We start from the raw sequence: 15306 nt of genomic DNA, 5'->3' as shown, positions 1-15306 counted from the left end.
GGCATGCGGTAAACACTAACGCAAGTTAACTTGCGTTAGTGTCGCGAGTCGGGAAACATGGCAACTCGTTCAACAGTGCTACGGAGGTTCAAGTGAAAGCAGTGACGTTTTTCAAGTCAGGTACGGAGGTGGCCGGCGAGGACATCCTCAGAATGGAGGTCAAAAGGGCGCGCTACATGATGGCCTTGCTCATGGAGAAACTGGGGGCAGACGGCATGGTCAGCCTGTTCGCGCAGGAGATCGCGGAGCACGAATCGAACGAGAAGGATTGGTCGCTGCGTGCGAATGGCCGCTTCAGTTCGTCAGTTGCCGAAGCGCACGTGGCGGTGGGCACCAGCGCGGAGTTCGTGGCCTGGTTCTGGGAGGGATATGGCGGGCCGAACAGCCCGGCAATGCTTCGTGCTCACCCTGAGCATCTCGGTGCGCTACCGCTCCCGGACGGGCGTGTCGGCATTCTCGAAGTACCCGGCCATACGAAGTCGCCGGCCCTCCTGAAGCTCCGCCATCTGGATGACTGGAGCGGTATCCCGATCGAACTGGCTCCCGATATGCCGCATCGGATGATGGGGCGCGTCGAGACGCCCGATGGTGTGACCGTCGGTTACTTGCTGCACCAGTTCCGGGACACGCTTCCGGGGTTCGATGCGCGGCTGGAGATCTTCTGGCCATCGACTGCACCGGAAGCACTCATTCACGGCCACTCGGACCACCTGATGGTCGAGTGGTACAACTGGTTCGAGCTGTACGTCCTCTCGCGGACGCAAGCAAGTGACTTGATGCCGTTGGCGCTCTCCGTGAATACGTGACCGCGCGATCGGTTCGCGTACTTCGAGCGGGCCAGTGCGGCGCGGGCCGCTTGGGTGGAGCGGCAAGGCAGCAGCGGAAACATGCAACCGCTTTGCCGCGTCATCGATACCGTGAGCCGATTGCGGCCGATGTGCGATCAAATTTTCGATCCGATCCCTCGGCAACGTCGCGAGGGACATCAATCACCGACCGGCGACGGTTCAAGAAGAACCAACGCTCCGGCGTGCGTGCCCGGCAGCACACCGAGGACCTAAGCCGAAGCGACCCTCTGTCCGGCTTCATTTGATCGCCATACGTCGGGCGCCGCACGGAGGCGGATTCTTATTCAATTATTTTGCAGTCCTGCATGACTGGGGGAGACATTAAAACGTGAGCAAGATGCAGAAAATCCGTCCGATGCTGCTGATCCCTGTTTCGATCGCGGTATCGGGCTTACCGTCGAACGCGCATGCGCAAAGTAACGTCACGCTGTATGGTGTCGTGGACGCCGGCGTGATGTACACGAGCCGTACCTTCGACGCCGGAACGGGTGCGAGCGGCCCGCATCAGGTATCGGCAACGGATGGCGGGATCTCGGGTTCTCACTTCGGTATCACCGGTGCCGAGGATTTGGGCGCAGGGACGAAGGCGATCTTTACGCTCGAAAGCGGCTTTACGACGAACAACGGGGCGTTGGGCAACTCGAACGGGAATCTCTTCGGGCGGCAAGCCTTCATCGGGCTCTCCGGACACTTCGGTACCGTCAAGGCCGGCCTGCAGTACTCGCCGTTCGGACTTGCGATCGTCGACATGGACGCGCGGCATGCGTCGTTCTTCGGGAGTCAGGCCGGAATCTACATGGGCAATTTTTTTGCGACCGGCATTTTCGTCGCCAATGCGGTGTCCTATACGAGCCCGACGATCGCAGGCTTGCAGGCGAGTGCATTGCTTGCGCTGGGCGGCGATCCAAAGGGATTTCAGGCGGGGCGCCAGTACGCGGCTCGCGTGAGATACGAATGGAAAGACCTGGTCGTGAACGCTGCGCTCTTCAGTGGAAATCCCGGCGGGTCAGCCAGCGTTTCCACGCCATTCCCGTCGACGATCGAATTCAGCGGTCGAACGGTCGGCGCGAGCTACAGGTGGGGAGGCGCGACACTCAAGGGATCGTACACAAGCTACAAGATCGCCGGCTCTTTCAACGAGAAAGTGTACGCCGCGGGCGGCGAATATCTGATCACGCCGGCAGTGTCCACCGACGTAGGCGTTTGGTACATGCGGGACAGCAACGACTCGGCGAACCATTCTTTACTGGCGTCTGCCGGGCTGGACTACTTTCTGTCGAAACGAACGACCTTGTATGGCGCCGCGGCATGCGTGAACAACCACGGGTTGATGCATACGGGGTTCACGGTGAATGGCGCGCTGTATGAGCCAACCGGCAGCAGTGTGGGCATCGTCGTTGGCGTTCGTCACCTCTTCTAGCGCACCCGAAAGACACATGCGCTGAAATCGCCGCCAGCCGATGACGCTGGCGGCGATTTCACGCATGCGTGCTGGCGTTGCGGCGCGGTGTTCAAGCACGGCGAGCGGACACCGCGAGTCCACTGGCGGGGCGTTTCAAGGCGCGAGAACCACGAACGTGGTCCTCGCATCGACTCAGTGCCGGTTGAGAAACGACGTGCGGTTAATGATCACCTTCCGCGGCCGGCACCGGCAACACGGTTCCATGGTTGGTACCGAAACCGATTCGCGCAAAGCCATCGCGTTCGCACCAGCCCCGGAAAATGACGGTATCGCCATCGTCGAGGAATGCGCGGCTTTCACCATTGCCGATATCCACGGGTTGAGTGCCGCCTACGGTCAGTTCGATCAACGCGCCGGCTTCGCCCGATGACGGGCCGGAGATGGTGCCGCTTCCCAGCAGGTCGCCAGGCTGGAGGTTGCAGCCCCCCATTGTGTGGTGCGCGATCATCTGCCCCAACGTCCAGTATTGGTGCCGGAAACTGGTGTGCGTCAACGTACGCGGTTGCACGCCTTGAGCGCGCTGACGCGCGCTGAGGATCGACGCCTCGAGCCGGATGTCGAACGCACCGGCCGCACTGTTGTCGTCCGAGGACAGGTAGTCGAGCGGCTGCGGGCGTTCGGCGGCGCGTGACCACGTGGTGCGGTACGGCAGCAATGCTTCGAGGGTGACCAGCCACGGCGATATCGTCGTCGCGAAATTCTTCGCGAGGAATGGCCCGAGCGGCTGCATTTCCCACGACTGGATGTCGCGCGCGGACCAATCGTTCAGCAGGCAGAGCCCGAAAATATGCCGTTGAGCGTCACGCAGGGGGATTGAATTGCCGCGTGGATTGCCGATCCCGATCACCGCGCCCAGTTCCAGCTCGTAGTCGAGCCGGCGACAGGCGTCGTGAACGGGAGGGGCGGACGGATCCGGGCGATATTGTCCCATCGGCCGGTAGACCTGCTGACCGCTGACGTCGATCGACGACACGCGGCCATGATAAGCGATGGGTAACCAGTCGAAATTCGGGCTGATCGCCATGCCGAGCGGGCGGCTGCAGTTCACCGCATGATCGAGCGAGGTGTAGAAGTCGGTGTAGTCGCCGATACGCACGGGGACGGCATACTCGGCTTCCGCTTGTGATACCAGCGTCTTCCGTACGCCCGGCTCATGCGGACTGCCGGCCCGAAGCAGTTCGAAGAGTGCGTGGCGCAGTGCCTGCCACGCAGGCGGCCCCATATCGAGCAGCGCATTCAGTGTGGTTGCCGTGGCCGCTCGCACGGCCTCGAGTGCCAGGCCGTCGATGCAGCCCGCCTGCTGTAACGCAGCGAGGTCGACGATCTGGTCGCCGATCGCGATCCCGCCGCGCCAGGTTTCGCCGACGCCCCTGCGGCGAAACACGCTGAGTGGCAAATTCTGCAACGGAAAGTCGGTCCCCGCGACGTTGGCTGCTTCCAGCCAACTGCGTTGAGTGACGTCGTGTGTGTGATTCAGTTCCATCGAGGCTCCTTGCCTATGCGGTTCGATGCGGGTCGCAAGCTGTTGCGTTGAGGGCGTCGTCGAAGATCGCGACTGCGCGAGTCCAGCCGGCGGAGGCGCCCCGGATTTTGTGCGGGAAGCACGAGATGAAGAAGCCGTGAGGTGGCAGCACCTCGAGATTGTGGAGTTTCTCCAGGTGGCAATAGCCGATCTTGCGGCCGGCCTTGTGTCCTTCCCAGATCAGCGATGCATCACGCGTTTCGGCATATTTTTTCGCGGTATGCACGAATGGCGCGTCCCAGCTCCACGCGTCGGTGCCCGTCAGGCGAACCCCTCGCTCGAGCAGGTACATGGTCGCGTCGAAGCCCATGCCGCACCCTGAGGAAACATAGTCGGGTTGTCCGTAGCGCTTGCCTGCACGCGTGTTGACGACGACGATTTCAAGGGGCTTGAGTTCGTGCCCGATGCGCGCAAGCTCGGCTTCGACGTCGGTAGCGGTCACGACGTAGCCATCGTCGAAACCGGTGAAATCGAGCTTCACGCCGGGCTGGAAGCACCAATCGAGCGGCACTTCGTCGATGGTGATCGAGCGCTCCCGCTCGCCCGTCGAATCGTTCATCGTGCTGTGGAAGTGATAGGGCGCATCCAGATGAGTCCCGTTGTGTGTGCTCAACTGGATGTGTTCGATGGCCCAGCCTTCGTTGTCCGGCAGGTCGGCTTCCTGCAGTCCGGGAAAGAAGGCCGTAACGGATTTGGCCGTATTCCCGTGCGTCAGATACTGGATCTTGGGACCGTAGCCCGGTGGATCGGAAATGACGTCGTTTTCCAGATAGATCGAAAGATCGACGAAGCGTCGTGTCATGTGCGGTTGCTCCTGGTTTTGGGGACTTACCACCGACGCCGCATGGCAGCGTTCACGTTATGCAGACTGTACGATCGTACAGTCAGTATCGTGTTGGTGTAAACTGGCGTCGCGTAATGACCGGATTGGCATTCGCGGCAATCGAGCCACAGGACAGCGGAGACACCATGCAGGCGAAGGAAGTCACGGGAAAGGCGGCCGGTGTACGGGGCGGGAAGGGCGCGCAACAGACGGTCGAGACGAGCAAGCGCGAGCGGGTGCTCGACGTGGCGGAGCGGCTGTTTGCCGAAGGCGGTTTCGATGGCGTTTCGATGCGGGATATTGCGTCGGCGGCAGACGTTGGCCTGCCGTTGATCGTGTATCACTTCGAGACCAAGATGGGCCTGTACCGCGCGCTGTTCGAGCGCCGCAAGACGGTGCTCGATACCCGGTTGGCTTTGCTTCGTGAACCGGTCGCAGCGGGGGAAGACCCCCTCGAGCATATCGTGCGCGCCTTCGTGCTCCCGGTGATGCAGATCCAGAATACCGAGTCCGGGCTCGCGTATGCCAAGCTCGTGGCGCGCGAAGCTTCCGATCCGCGCGAGGTCGAGCGCGGCATCGTTGCCGAACATTTCGATCCGTTTGCGGCGGAGTTCATCAAGGCAATCAGGAAGACGCTGCCGGGCCACAGCGCCAACTATGCGCACTGGGCCTATTTGTTCGCGGTGGGGGCGTTGGTGATGAGTGCGTTCGACAGTCGCATCGAGCGAATCTCGGGTGGCAAGGTCAAGGCCGGTGCGCTGAAGCGCAAGGCCGAGCATCTGGTGACCTTCATTACCGCCGGGATTCGCGCCGGCGCAACCTCTGATGGCCGGACATCGGCCGCTTGAGCGGAACCGTGGCGTCGAATGTTGCTGGCGCGCCGGATGGTGTTTCAGTCGGCCAACGCGTTGACGATATGACTGGCCACGATCAAGATCGCGTTGCAAATGAGAGGCGACCCTATAACGCAAGACGTTGCGGTCGAGCCTCAAGGCATGGATTCCCTATCGCCAAAGCTCGGCTATCACGACATCGGTGTCGTCTCGCGCCAGCAACCCAAGCTGCGATTCGTCATGGACGACAACTTCGTCGCGTGGCATGAGCCGGATTTCTCCGACATCAAGTCGGCCATGATCGGCAATCAGATACGCCACGCCCGATCCCGACGCGTGGTACACCGTCGCGCGTTGGCGTAGCGTCGCGATGCCCGCGCGTCGGCGTGGATAGGCAGCGCGCACGGCGCAGGCGCGATCATCGAACACCGCATCCACGCGCCCGGGCCGCGCTTAGATCTGCTGCTGGCCGCCATCGACGAACAACTCGACGCCGTTCACGAAGCTTGCGTCGTCCGAGGCGAGGAACAGCGCGGCACTCGCGATCTCGCCGGGCTCGCCGAGGCGCCCCATCGGGATCTGGGCAGCCAGGTAATCGGCGAGACCCTCGCGCTGTGCGGCGTCGTCACCGGCGAGGTCGAGCAGGCCGGGCGTGCGGGTTGCGCCCGGGCTGATCGTGTTCACGCGGACGCGGCGGTCCTTCAGGTCGAGAATCCAACTGCGTGCGAACGCGCGCACCGCGGCCTTCGACGCCGAATACACGCTGAAGGCAGCGGTGCCGGCGCTGCCTGCCGTCGAACCCGTGAGAATCACCGATGCGCCTTCGGCGAGCAGCGGCAGCGCCTTTTGCACCGTGAACAGCACGCCCTTCACGTTGCGGTCGAAGGTGTCGTCGTAGTGTTCTTCGGTGATGTTGCCGAGCGACAGCATCGAACCACCGCCGGCGTTCGCGAACAGCACGTCGAGGCGCCCCTGTTCTTCCTTGATCTGCGCATACAACGCGTCGAGTTCACCGAGCTTCGTGGAGTCGACACGTACGCCGGTCGCGTTGCCACCCGCTGCCTGGATGCTCTTCACGGCGGCATCGAGTTCGGCCTGACGGCGACCGGTGAGGTAGACGTGCGCGCCTTCTGCCGCGAAGCGTTGGGCGGTGGCAAGGCCGATGCCGCTGGTTGCGCCGGTAACGAGTGCGATCTTGCTGTCGAGTTTGCGTGCCATTTTGCTTCTCCTTCCGTTCGATAAGTGGGTGACTGCGTTCGGTGTTGCGTGTTGCGATGTGAGGAGAATATCGACGCCCCGATCGTTTCTAAATAGAATTGATTGCAATCTAACGTTGCATAAATGAAAAGATGAGGGGCAATGGCAAAGCTGCCGGATTTCGAAGGACTCGCGATGTTCGCGAAGGTCGCCGAGGAAGGATCGTTCGCGGCCGCGGCGCGTGCGACGGGGGTGTCCGTCGCGACAGTCTCTCGTGGCGTCGCCCGTCTGGAAGACCGGCTGGGTTCGCGGCTCTTCAATCGCACGTCGCGCCAGCTCTCGCTGACCGAATTCGGCCGGACCATTTGTGAGACAGCCGGCGAAATCTATCGCCGGGCCGAAGAGGCGGAAAGCGCCGCGCGCGAGATGTCGTTGCAGCCGCGCGGACTGGTGCGTCTCGCCGTGCCGATGTCGTTCGGGCTGCGCTGGGTTGCCCCGCTGTTACCCGGCTTCTTTCGCGCGTACCCCGAGGTGTCGATCGACTTGCATCTTTCCGATGCGTCAGTCGATCTGGTCGCCGACGGTTTTGACGCCGCGCTGCGCATCGCCGCGCTGCCGGATTCGTCGCTGGTCGCGCGACGGCTGTGCGCGGTCACCCAGTTCGTGGTGGCGTCGCCTGCGTATCTGACGCGCGAAGGACGGCCAGCACATCCGCGCGAACTGGTGGATCGGCCGTGCCTTTCATATGCGTATCGCGCGCGCGGCGATGTGTGGCGCTTCACGAACGGAGCGGGTGACGAGGAACCGGTCATGCCGAACGGACCGCTGCGCGTGACGAATGCCGATGCGTTGCTGCCCACGCTGCTCGATGGCCTCGCGATTGCAGAACTGCCGGAATTCATTGCCGGCGAATATCTGGCCGATGGTCGCCTCGAAGCAATTCTCACCGACTGGTCGTTGACCACGGGCGGCCTTTACTTCGTCACACCGTCGGCGCGCGCGCGTCCTGCCAAGGTTGCCGCGCTGTCCGATTACTTTGCGGAGCACCTTTCCGAGCCGTCGTGGCGATGGCCGAAGTGATGCGGATGCAGCCGAGACGGCCAACTCGATGGCTTCCGCTTGTCTCGAATCGATTCGCGATCGAACATGACGCCGCCATGCTCATCATCCCGTCTGAACCAAATGCGAGAACGAGCCGCGCACGAATCGCGGGCGCCGCATAGCCCTTTCCCCAAAAGTCCGGCAATAAAAACCAGCCACAATCCGCCGAACCCGAGCCGCGGAACGTTGCCGAGTGATTGCATCGGCCAACGCGTGCTCACATTGCGTTCTCGTTCGCGGGAGTCACGACACATGGCGGGCCACCTGCGAACTCATCCGCAATTCGCAAAATCGATCGATGTCGGACGGTACGTGCTCGCGGAGTCGAATGGGGTATCAATTCATTCAGGTACCGGCAGTGACGAAAGACTTTCGATGATGCACGCGAAACGCGCAAACCGTTTGCCGTTACCGCTTGGGCGCGCCCGTTCGCCCCCCCGATTTGTGTCTGATCGTGCACGGATCTCCCTAACACTTTGTCCTGGTGCCGGTTCCTATTAGGGAAATCCCGGTAAGGCGCATGGTTATCAAACGCGATTAACTTATATCAAACAAATTTTGACGACGATTTATGTTCCTGATATGGTTTTTCGCACCTGCAAAGCGCGCCCCGGTTGTCGTTGGCGCTCGGCGAAAAGGCTCGCGCCCGTCGCCGGCGCCTGGACCGGGCGCTCAATCAGCCTGCAATGGCGGCCGGTATTTCCAGGCCGTTTTTTGTCGCAGGTCGAGTGTGGTCCGGCTTCGTCATCGCTGATCTCGCTCGTGGGTATTGCGCGAGCGTGGAACGTGGCGGTGGAGTACTTCTTCGAAATGCCATCGAAGAAACGTTCGGTTCCACGCGGTGATCCGTTGGAGTAGGCAAGTCGGCACGTTATCAATCCACGGCGCCGGATAGCTGGAGCGGCAACGGAAGCAAGGAAGCGGCTTTCGTCCAGGTAGGGACGCCGCGATGGTTCTAGTCGAGGGAATGCCGGACAGGTCGAGATGCGAGGCGCCTTCCTGCATGGAATTTTGAGGATGACGAAATGATTGAGTCAAATATGCCGATCTGGTGAATATGACGCCGGTCGTTCCGGCTTGAGACGACGCGCAGGCCGTGCGCCGTCATCTGCATTCGAAAACAACAAAACCCGTTTCAAACAATCCCGAAACCACTCCTGACAGTGAAATACAGATGAAAAACAAGAAAATCAAGGTCAGCGTTATCGCTGTTGCCGCCTTCGCAGCATCTTCGGCAGCAATGGCACAGTCGTCGATCACCCTGTATGGCATGCTCGATGCGGGTATCGGCTACACGTCGAACATCAACGGCCACAAGCGGGTCGGCCTCGATGGCGGTGCCGCAGGTTCGAACAAGTGGGGCCTCAGGGGGACCGAAGACCTCGGCGGCGGCCTCAAGGCTATCTTCAAGATCGAAAACGGTTTCAACATTGGTACCGGCGGCATAGGCGGCCAGGGGCCGATCGGTTCCACGCGTTCGTTGTTCAACCGCCAGGCTTACGTATCGCTCGCTTCCGATCAGTACGGTACGGTGCGGATGGGGCGCCAGCTCGACGCCGTGACGGAAATGGTTCAGGTCCTGACGGGCGACGCCATTTCGGCGTCGACATTCTCGACCCCGGGCGACGTAGACAACAACGACAACACGACGAACCAGAACAACGCCGTGAAGTACATTTCGCCGCTCATCCACGGCTTCCAGGCTGAAGGCGCGTACTCGTTCGGCGGCGTTGCCGGTTCGATGGGTTCGGGTCAATCGTGGTCGGTGGCTGCGAACTACGCTCAGGGTGGTCTGACGGTCGCCGGCGGCTACTTCCATGCTGCAAACCAGGGTGAGAACGGGTGGATGAATGCAACAGCGCAACCGAGTTTCGGTGGTGCGCTGGGCTATCCGAGTTCGGGTTACAACGGCGGCAATGCGTTCAAGAGCGCGGGCATCGCGCAAGTCGCGACTCAATACCAGATTGGTCCGTACACGGCCGGCTTGCGCTATTCGAACGCGCAGTACCAAGGCAACGCTGGCCAGCCGTCGATCCACTTCAACGTGCTGGGTGCCCTCCTGCAGTACCAGGTAACCCCGGCGCTGGCGCTGGCGACCGGGTACACGTACGTCTACGGTTCCGCAGCCACACCCAAGCTGGCTGCCGAAGGCCGCACGATGGCGTCGATCAACCAGGTGTCGCTGGGCGCGACGTACTCGCTGTCGAAGAGCACCGCGCTGTACGCCATGGGCGGGTACGTTCACGCTCAGGGCGCTCAGGCTTCGGTGGCCGACTTTGGCAACACGGCATCGGGCGGCAACCAGGTTCAAGTCAACATCGGCATGTACCACGGCTTCTGATCGCCGACGCGGAAGTCCGGAGTAGTGGCTGCACTACTCCGGCAAAGAAGCATGCTGCAAGGGTTTGTTGACAATCTCCGGGCAAAGCACAAGAGACGGCTTGAACGCGCCCCGACACAATGCGTGGAGTATCCTTTGGTGCCGCGACAACCGGATATCCAACTGTGACCAGCGCTCCTTCCATTCGATGTCTCTCGCTTGATAGCCCCCGCTGGGCAGAGCTTGACCATGCGTATGGAAAGGCTGATGACATTCCGGTGCTTTTAGGAAGGCTGGAGGCACTGCCACCGGGGTTAGAGTATGACGAAGAACCGTGGTTCTCACTCTGGAGTTCTTTGGCACATCAGGGTGATGTTTTCTCTGCTTCGTTTGCAGCTGTCCCTCATGTGATACGTGTTTTGTCTGGAGCACCAGCGAGCGCCACGTGGCCGTATTTCCAGTTTCCTGCTGTTGTCGAGGCATGGCGTCAGCGGAAGGGCATCGAAGTACCAGAAGACTTGCGTGCTGATTACTTCGGCGCACTGGCGGCGCTTCCCCGCCTGGTGGCATTCGCATCTGACAAAGACTGGGATGATGGATTTCTGGTTTGCGCACTGGCTGCTATTGCCTCCGCAAAAGGCTTCGGTACGGTTGCCGAGGCCGCATTAGAACTTACGCCCGACGTTGCCTCTGAATTTCTGGACTGGCTTCAGTCTCGCTAAAGTCTGCTTGATCATCTCGGGCGAGCCAGATGAGCGAAGCAGTTAATGCGACGGCGCATGAATCTTCGTGCTGAGCCCGCCGCGAGAACGTCCAAGAGCTTGATCTTCCTTTTTTCGGCGCGCCTGCGGCGTGCTGGTGCGCGTGCACGATGGTGCCGTCTATGAAGATCTCATCGAAGTCAGCACCTCCCGTCAACGTAGCAAAAACGCCATGCCAGATGCCGGCTTGGGACCATCAAGCGAATCGCCTGTACACGCTGTTCCAGCTGCCAAATTCTCCTGGCAAATCACGCCACGGATTACCCGTGCGGGCAATCCACAGTACAGCCTCGAGTCATCCACCGCGTCGCGCTCAGATCCCCATCCGCTCCGCGACACCGTCTCGATCGACGAACTTGTGCTTCAGCCCGGCCGCGACGTGCATGACCAGCAGCAAGCCAAGCGTCAGCACCAGCGCGCGATGCAGCGTATCGGTCAGGAGTCGCAACGGTTCGTCGCGGCCGACAAACACCGGCAATTCCGCGATTCCGAAGAAACTGACCGGATGGGCGCCGGCGAGGCGGTGCACGTAGCCGGTCAGCGGTACGAGAAACAGCAGCAGGTAAAGCACGCCGTGCAGTGCGCCGGCGATCCGCGCCTGCCACGACGGAACGCTGGCCGGCAGCGGCGGCGGTGTATGCGTCGCACGCCACGCGAGGCGTGGCACGGTCAGCATGAAGATCAGACTGCCGATCGACGCGTGATAGAACAGGATGCTGTTGAACTGAGACGAGTTGTGCGGAAATGTATCCATGTAGATCCCGATCAACAGGTTCGACAGGATCAAGATTGCGATCGACCAGTGCATGGCGATCGCGAAGCGTGTGTAGGCGACGTGGTCAGGGCGTGACATTGCGGTCTCTCCGTTTCGGTTGGGCGTAGTGCACCGGCTCGTTCGGCGTGGTGAGCGCGGCGTGATGCCCCGATATACCGGAGCCCGCATGGTTTTATTCCCGCGGTACGGATCGGTCGCCATTCTTTTCGTGTGGAAGGCGATCGATATGTCTTGAAAGGTATGGGGTGTCCTTGGCGGTGTTGCACCGGCCGCAATACTCGCCACGTATGGGGTGCGGCCTGTTCCGGTACGGCCGTCACCGTTGTTCGACAGACATGGCAACGGTCGCTTTCCGTCACGGCGCCCACCCTTCCGCGAGCGGAATCGCCTGGGTATATCACGCAGGTCCGAACACGGTGACATGTCTTGCCGCCCACGTAGAGCACAGCAGTTGGGTGGGGCGGCGACGTCGCAGGCGCGTCGATATGTCACGCGGCCCGCAGCCGCTCACCTCGCCGGCGCGCAGCCCGAATATCGCCACAGCACTCAACTCTTGTCCAAATCTGTCGTTAACTCAGGGCGGCTGCCCCTGCGAGGGCAGTGCTCCGGCGTGTGGACCCGCCGGGCAAGGGATCGTCAAATGCGGCATCGCGGCCAATGTGCCGCGCTCGCCGCCGCGACGCCTCAAACGATGGGTCAATTCCCCGTTTGCGAATTCGATGAGTACGCAACCATCCGAGGTAAGTGAGATCGCACCGTGCTTGTCGCGGGCGAGCCCGCAGGTTGCCGCATCGAAGTGCGCCGGCGAGGCTTTTTCGTCTTGGTTAGAGAATGTATCCGAGCAGCTACGATGTTCCGATTGCGCGCCTCGTGGCGCGTCAGATTCTGTCCTGCGCGCCTGCCACGCCGGTGCGGGAGGTCGCGCGATGCATGTTCACCGAGCGTTGCAGCTCGATCGTCGTGATGGAGGATGAACAGGTCGTCGGGATCTGGACCGAGCATGACGCCCTGTCGGCCGGCGACGATCCGCACGGGCTCGATCGACCCGTCAGCGAGGTGATGAGCCGTCCGGTGCTGACTCTCGACGCCAATACGCCGCTGGGCGAAGCCGCGATGAAGTTCAAGCAGTCGGGCGTGCGGCACTTCGTGGTGGTCCGCGATGGCGCCGCGATCGGCGTACTGACGCAGACCGACGTCGTCGTGAACCAGGGGCCGGAATTCTTCCTGCACCTGAAGCCGATCGAATCGATCCGCGTTCATCCGCCCGTTGTGGTGCCCGAGCAGGTCACGCTGCACGAGGTCATCGCGCGGATGCGCGCGCAACGACTCGATGCGATCCTCGTCGGCTACGACGACGGCGAGCACGGCATCCTGACCGAACGGGACATCGTCCGGCTCCTGGCGGACGGCGGGGCCCAAGGCGCGGTCGGGGCGTACGCGAGCAAGCCGCTGCAGATGCTGACCGCGAAGCAGAGCCTGTATGCGGCGCAGCGCTTCATGACCGAGCACAATATGCGGCACGTCGGCATCCAGGACGAGGCGGGCAGGCTGACCGGGCTGCTCTGTTTCGCGGACGTGCTGCAGAGCATCGAGCACGAATACGCGAACGAGCTGCGCAGCGCGTTGCGCGAGCGCGACGAAGCGCTGGGTCTCGCGCGCTTCAACCTGCGCATGGCGGATCGGGTGTTCGAATCGGCGCTCGAAGGCATCATGGTGACCAACCGGCACGCGAAGATCGAGCGCGTCAACCAGGCCTTCACGCGCCTGACCGGGTACACCGAGGACGAAGTGATCGGGCGCGATCCGGGCCTGCTGAGTTCCGGGCGCCAGACGCCTGATTTCTACAAGCAGCTGTGGCATTCGCTGACGACCGATGGCCACTGGCAGGGCGAAATCTGGAATCGCCGCAAGACCGGCGAGCTGTTTCTCGAATACCTGACGATCACCAGCATTCGCGACAACGACGGCGAGATCTCGCACTATGCGGCGATCTTCTCCGACATCACGCAGCGGCGCCAGGCGGAGGAGCGGCTGGGCTATCTCGCCACGCACGACGTGCTCACCGATCTCGCGAACCGGGCGCTGTTCGAGGAGCGGCTCTCGCACGCGATCGTTCACGCGAAGCGGCTCGGCCGCAAGGTCGCGGTGATGTACCTCGATCTCGACCGCTTCAAGCTGGTCAACGACACGCTCGGCCACAACGCCGGCGACGAGGTGCTGAAGATGGTCGCGGCCCGCATCGTCGCGAAAGTGCGCGCGAACGATACGGTGGCGCGCATGGGCGGCGACGAATTCGCGCTCGTGCTCGAGGAGTTCGACGATGTCCGCGACGTCGGGCGAGTGGCACGCAAGCTGCTGGACGAAGTGGGGCGGGCGATCGATATCGGTGGCCGCGAGATCTTCGTGACGCCGAGCATCGGCATCAGCATCTATCCGGACGACGGCACCGAGGCGGAGCACTTGATCCTGCTCGCGGACCAGGCGATGTACGGCGCGAAGAGCCGCGGCAGGAATGTGTTCCAGTTCTTCGAGAGCAAGATGACGTCGTCGGCGATGGAGCAGCTGGAGACACTCGGCGAGCTGCACCGCGCGCTCGAGCAGAACGAATTCCGCCTGTTCTACCAGCCGCAATACGATCTGGCTAGCGGGCGGATCGTCGGTGTGGAGGCGCTGCTGCGCTGGTTACATCCGCGCAAGGGCCTGGTGCCGCCGGGCGACTTCATCGGGCTGGCGGAGCGATCCGCGCTGATCGTCCCGATCGGACGGTGGGTGCTGCGCGAAGCCTGCCGGCAGGCGCGCCGCTGGCTCGACGAGGGCTTCGAGTTCGGGCGTGTGTCGGTGAACGTGTCGGCACGGCAATGCTTTACCGACCATTTCCTGAGCGACCTGACGACCATCCTCAGCGAAACCGCATTGCCGGCCGAATGCCTGCAGCTCGAGCTGCTCGAAAGCATGGCGATGAACACGCGTGAGGAAATCGGCATCCTGCTGCGCGAACTGGCGACGCGGGGGATCAGCCTGGCGATCGACGATTTCGGTACCGGCTATTCGTCGCTGGTGTATCTGAAGGATCTACCCGTCGATACGCTGAAGATTGATCGATCGTTCCTCACGGACTGCGGTTCGGGCAGCACGGACGACGCGATCGTGCGCGCGATCGTGGCGATGGGGCGTGCGCTGGGGCTCGATGTCGTGATGGAGGGCGTCGAGACGGAAAAGCAGCTGGCTTTCCTGCAGGAGATCGGCTGCCACCAGGTGCAGGGTTTCCTGTTCGCGCGGCCGCAGCCCGCCGAACAGCTGGTCGAGATCTCGTCGCGCCGCGGTGTTGAATTGCTGACCGAGTGAATCGGTCGCGGGGTGCGTCGCGGCACGTTCATGCGTGGCGCAGGCGGCGCGGATCGGCTGCCGCGCGGGGCGTTGACCGGTATGTCGTCGCCGAGACTTCGCTCGTTCTGGCGGCGCAGCTGTCGGTTCGCCACGCGGAGTCGGGCGTCCTGGCATCCGCCGCGCAACGGGCATGAGCATCATCCCGGCGGCACGTTTTATGCAGCAGGCATTAACCGACCCATTATTCGGTTATCGATGTCGCGCAGGAAAGCTGCCCGTTCATGTACAACCTTCCCGGATAAGCGTCACCGTTCCTGGTCGTGGATCAACCGCCGAG

Annotated in this window: 12 protein-coding genes and 2 pseudogenes; 8 read left to right on the top strand and 6 right to left on the bottom strand. The window is 62.1% G+C overall.

Annotated features, from left to right (window positions below; genetic code table 11):
* Nucleotides 1-92: 92 nt before the first annotated feature.
* Both BCO18175_RS14180 and BCO18175_RS14175 read left to right on the top strand, forming a co-directional pair.
* Nucleotides 93-806: a hypothetical protein gene (locus BCO18175_RS14180; RefSeq protein ID WP_254608070.1), complete on the top strand. Its 714-nt coding sequence runs from the start codon at nt 93-95 to the stop codon at nt 804-806.
* A gap of 379 nt (nt 807-1185) precedes the next feature.
* The gene (locus BCO18175_RS14175; protein ID WP_174982240.1) at nt 1186-2268 is read left to right on the top strand and encodes a porin; all 1083 of its coding nucleotides are present in this window, start codon (nt 1186-1188) and stop codon (nt 2266-2268) included.
* Nucleotides 2269-2470: 202 nt separating this feature from the next.
* On the opposite strand, the gene fahA is transcribed toward BCO18175_RS14175, so the two are convergent.
* Complete coding sequence (gene fahA, locus BCO18175_RS14170; RefSeq protein WP_174981736.1) at nt 2471-3793, bottom strand: fumarylacetoacetase; 1323 nt, start codon at nt 3791-3793, stop codon at nt 2471-2473.
* 13 nt (nt 3794-3806) lie between these two features.
* Nucleotides 3807-4634 carry a cyclase family protein gene (locus tag BCO18175_RS14165; protein WP_174981734.1) on the bottom strand — a complete coding sequence of 276 codons (828 nt, stop codon included), beginning with the start codon at nt 4632-4634 and terminating at the stop codon, nt 3807-3809.
* Between the two features lie 167 nt (nt 4635-4801).
* Between BCO18175_RS14165 and BCO18175_RS14160 the strand changes: the two genes are divergently transcribed.
* Both BCO18175_RS14160 and BCO18175_RS14155 read left to right on the top strand, forming a co-directional pair.
* Nucleotides 4802-5503 carry a TetR/AcrR family transcriptional regulator gene (locus tag BCO18175_RS14160; RefSeq protein ID WP_174981732.1) on the top strand — a complete coding sequence of 234 codons (702 nt, stop codon included), beginning with the start codon at nt 4802-4804 and terminating at the stop codon, nt 5501-5503.
* A 147-nt stretch (nt 5504-5650) separates the two neighbouring features.
* The gene (locus BCO18175_RS14155; protein ID WP_174981730.1) at nt 5651-5851 is read left to right on the top strand and encodes a hypothetical protein; all 201 of its coding nucleotides are present in this window, start codon (nt 5651-5653) and stop codon (nt 5849-5851) included.
* Between the two features lie 90 nt (nt 5852-5941).
* Here the strand turns inward: BCO18175_RS14155 and BCO18175_RS14150 are convergent, their stop codons facing one another.
* On the bottom strand, nt 5942-6706 hold the full coding sequence (locus tag BCO18175_RS14150) for an SDR family NAD(P)-dependent oxidoreductase (RefSeq protein ID WP_174981728.1): 765 nt from the start codon (nt 6704-6706) through the stop codon (nt 5942-5944).
* Between the two features lie 141 nt (nt 6707-6847).
* Between BCO18175_RS14150 and BCO18175_RS14145 the strand changes: the two genes are divergently transcribed.
* On the top strand, nt 6848-7765 hold the full coding sequence (locus tag BCO18175_RS14145) for a LysR family transcriptional regulator (protein ID WP_174981726.1): 918 nt from the start codon (nt 6848-6850) through the stop codon (nt 7763-7765).
* Here BCO18175_RS14145 and BCO18175_RS40995 read toward each other — a convergent pair.
* Nucleotides 7668-7985: pseudogene (locus BCO18175_RS40995) on the bottom strand (GNAT family N-acetyltransferase); the annotation flags it as partial. The gene BCO18175_RS14145 and the pseudogene BCO18175_RS40995 overlap by 98 nt on opposite strands.
* A 975-nt stretch (nt 7986-8960) precedes the next feature.
* On the opposite strand from BCO18175_RS40995, the gene BCO18175_RS14135 reads away from it, so the two are divergent.
* Entirely contained in the window at nt 8961-10127 is a 1167-nt protein-coding gene (locus BCO18175_RS14135; protein ID WP_174981725.1) for a porin, read from the top strand.
* Between the two features lie 164 nt (nt 10128-10291).
* Nucleotides 10292-10828 (top strand): hypothetical protein, encoded by a 537-nt coding sequence (locus tag BCO18175_RS14130; protein ID WP_254608069.1) that lies wholly within the window; start codon nt 10292-10294, stop codon nt 10826-10828.
* Between the two features lie 57 nt (nt 10829-10885).
* On the opposite strand, the pseudogene BCO18175_RS40600 reads toward BCO18175_RS14130, so the two are convergent.
* Both BCO18175_RS40600 and BCO18175_RS14120 read right to left on the bottom strand, forming a co-directional pair.
* A pseudogene (locus tag BCO18175_RS40600) lies at nt 10886-11162 on the bottom strand (IS5 family transposase); the annotation flags it as partial.
* 18 nt (nt 11163-11180) lie between these two features.
* Nucleotides 11181-11720 carry a cytochrome b gene (locus tag BCO18175_RS14120; protein ID WP_174981723.1) on the bottom strand — a complete coding sequence of 180 codons (540 nt, stop codon included), beginning with the start codon at nt 11718-11720 and terminating at the stop codon, nt 11181-11183.
* 753 nt (nt 11721-12473) lie between these two features.
* On the opposite strand from BCO18175_RS14120, the gene BCO18175_RS14115 reads away from it, so the two are divergent.
* Nucleotides 12474-14987 (top strand): EAL domain-containing protein, encoded by a 2514-nt coding sequence (locus BCO18175_RS14115; protein WP_174981721.1) that lies wholly within the window; start codon nt 12474-12476, stop codon nt 14985-14987.
* Nucleotides 14988-15306: the final 319 nt, after the last annotated feature.

The sequence above is a fragment of the Burkholderia lata genome (assembly GCF_902499335.1).
Lineage (GTDB): Bacteria > Pseudomonadota > Gammaproteobacteria > Burkholderiales > Burkholderiaceae > Burkholderia > Burkholderia lata_B.
The sequence above is the reverse complement of the archived record's forward strand: the minus strand, read 5'-3'. Positions and strand labels throughout refer to the sequence as shown.

Coding starts and splice junctions, on each gene's coding strand:
- BCO18175_RS14175 (WP_174982240.1), top strand. CDS start 1,186: ATGCAGAAAATCCGTCCGATGCTGCTGATCCCTGTTTCGATCGCGGTA.
- fahA (WP_174981736.1), bottom strand. CDS start 3,793: ATGGAACTGAATCACACACACGACGTCACTCAACGCAGTTGGCTGGAA.
- BCO18175_RS14165 (WP_174981734.1), bottom strand. CDS start 4,634: ATGACACGACGCTTCGTCGATCTTTCGATCTATCTGGAAAACGACGTC.
- BCO18175_RS14160 (WP_174981732.1), top strand. CDS start 4,802: ATGCAGGCGAAGGAAGTCACGGGAAAGGCGGCCGGTGTACGGGGCGGG.
- BCO18175_RS14155 (WP_174981730.1), top strand. CDS start 5,651: ATGGATTCCCTATCGCCAAAGCTCGGCTATCACGACATCGGTGTCGTC.
- BCO18175_RS14150 (WP_174981728.1), bottom strand. CDS start 6,706: ATGGCACGCAAACTCGACAGCAAGATCGCACTCGTTACCGGCGCAACC.
- BCO18175_RS14145 (WP_174981726.1), top strand. CDS start 6,848: ATGGCAAAGCTGCCGGATTTCGAAGGACTCGCGATGTTCGCGAAGGTC.
- BCO18175_RS14135 (WP_174981725.1), top strand. CDS start 8,961: ATGAAAAACAAGAAAATCAAGGTCAGCGTTATCGCTGTTGCCGCCTTC.
- BCO18175_RS14120 (WP_174981723.1), bottom strand. CDS start 11,720: ATGTCACGCCCTGACCACGTCGCCTACACACGCTTCGCGATCGCCATG.
- BCO18175_RS14115 (WP_174981721.1), top strand. CDS start 12,474: ATGTATCCGAGCAGCTACGATGTTCCGATTGCGCGCCTCGTGGCGCGT.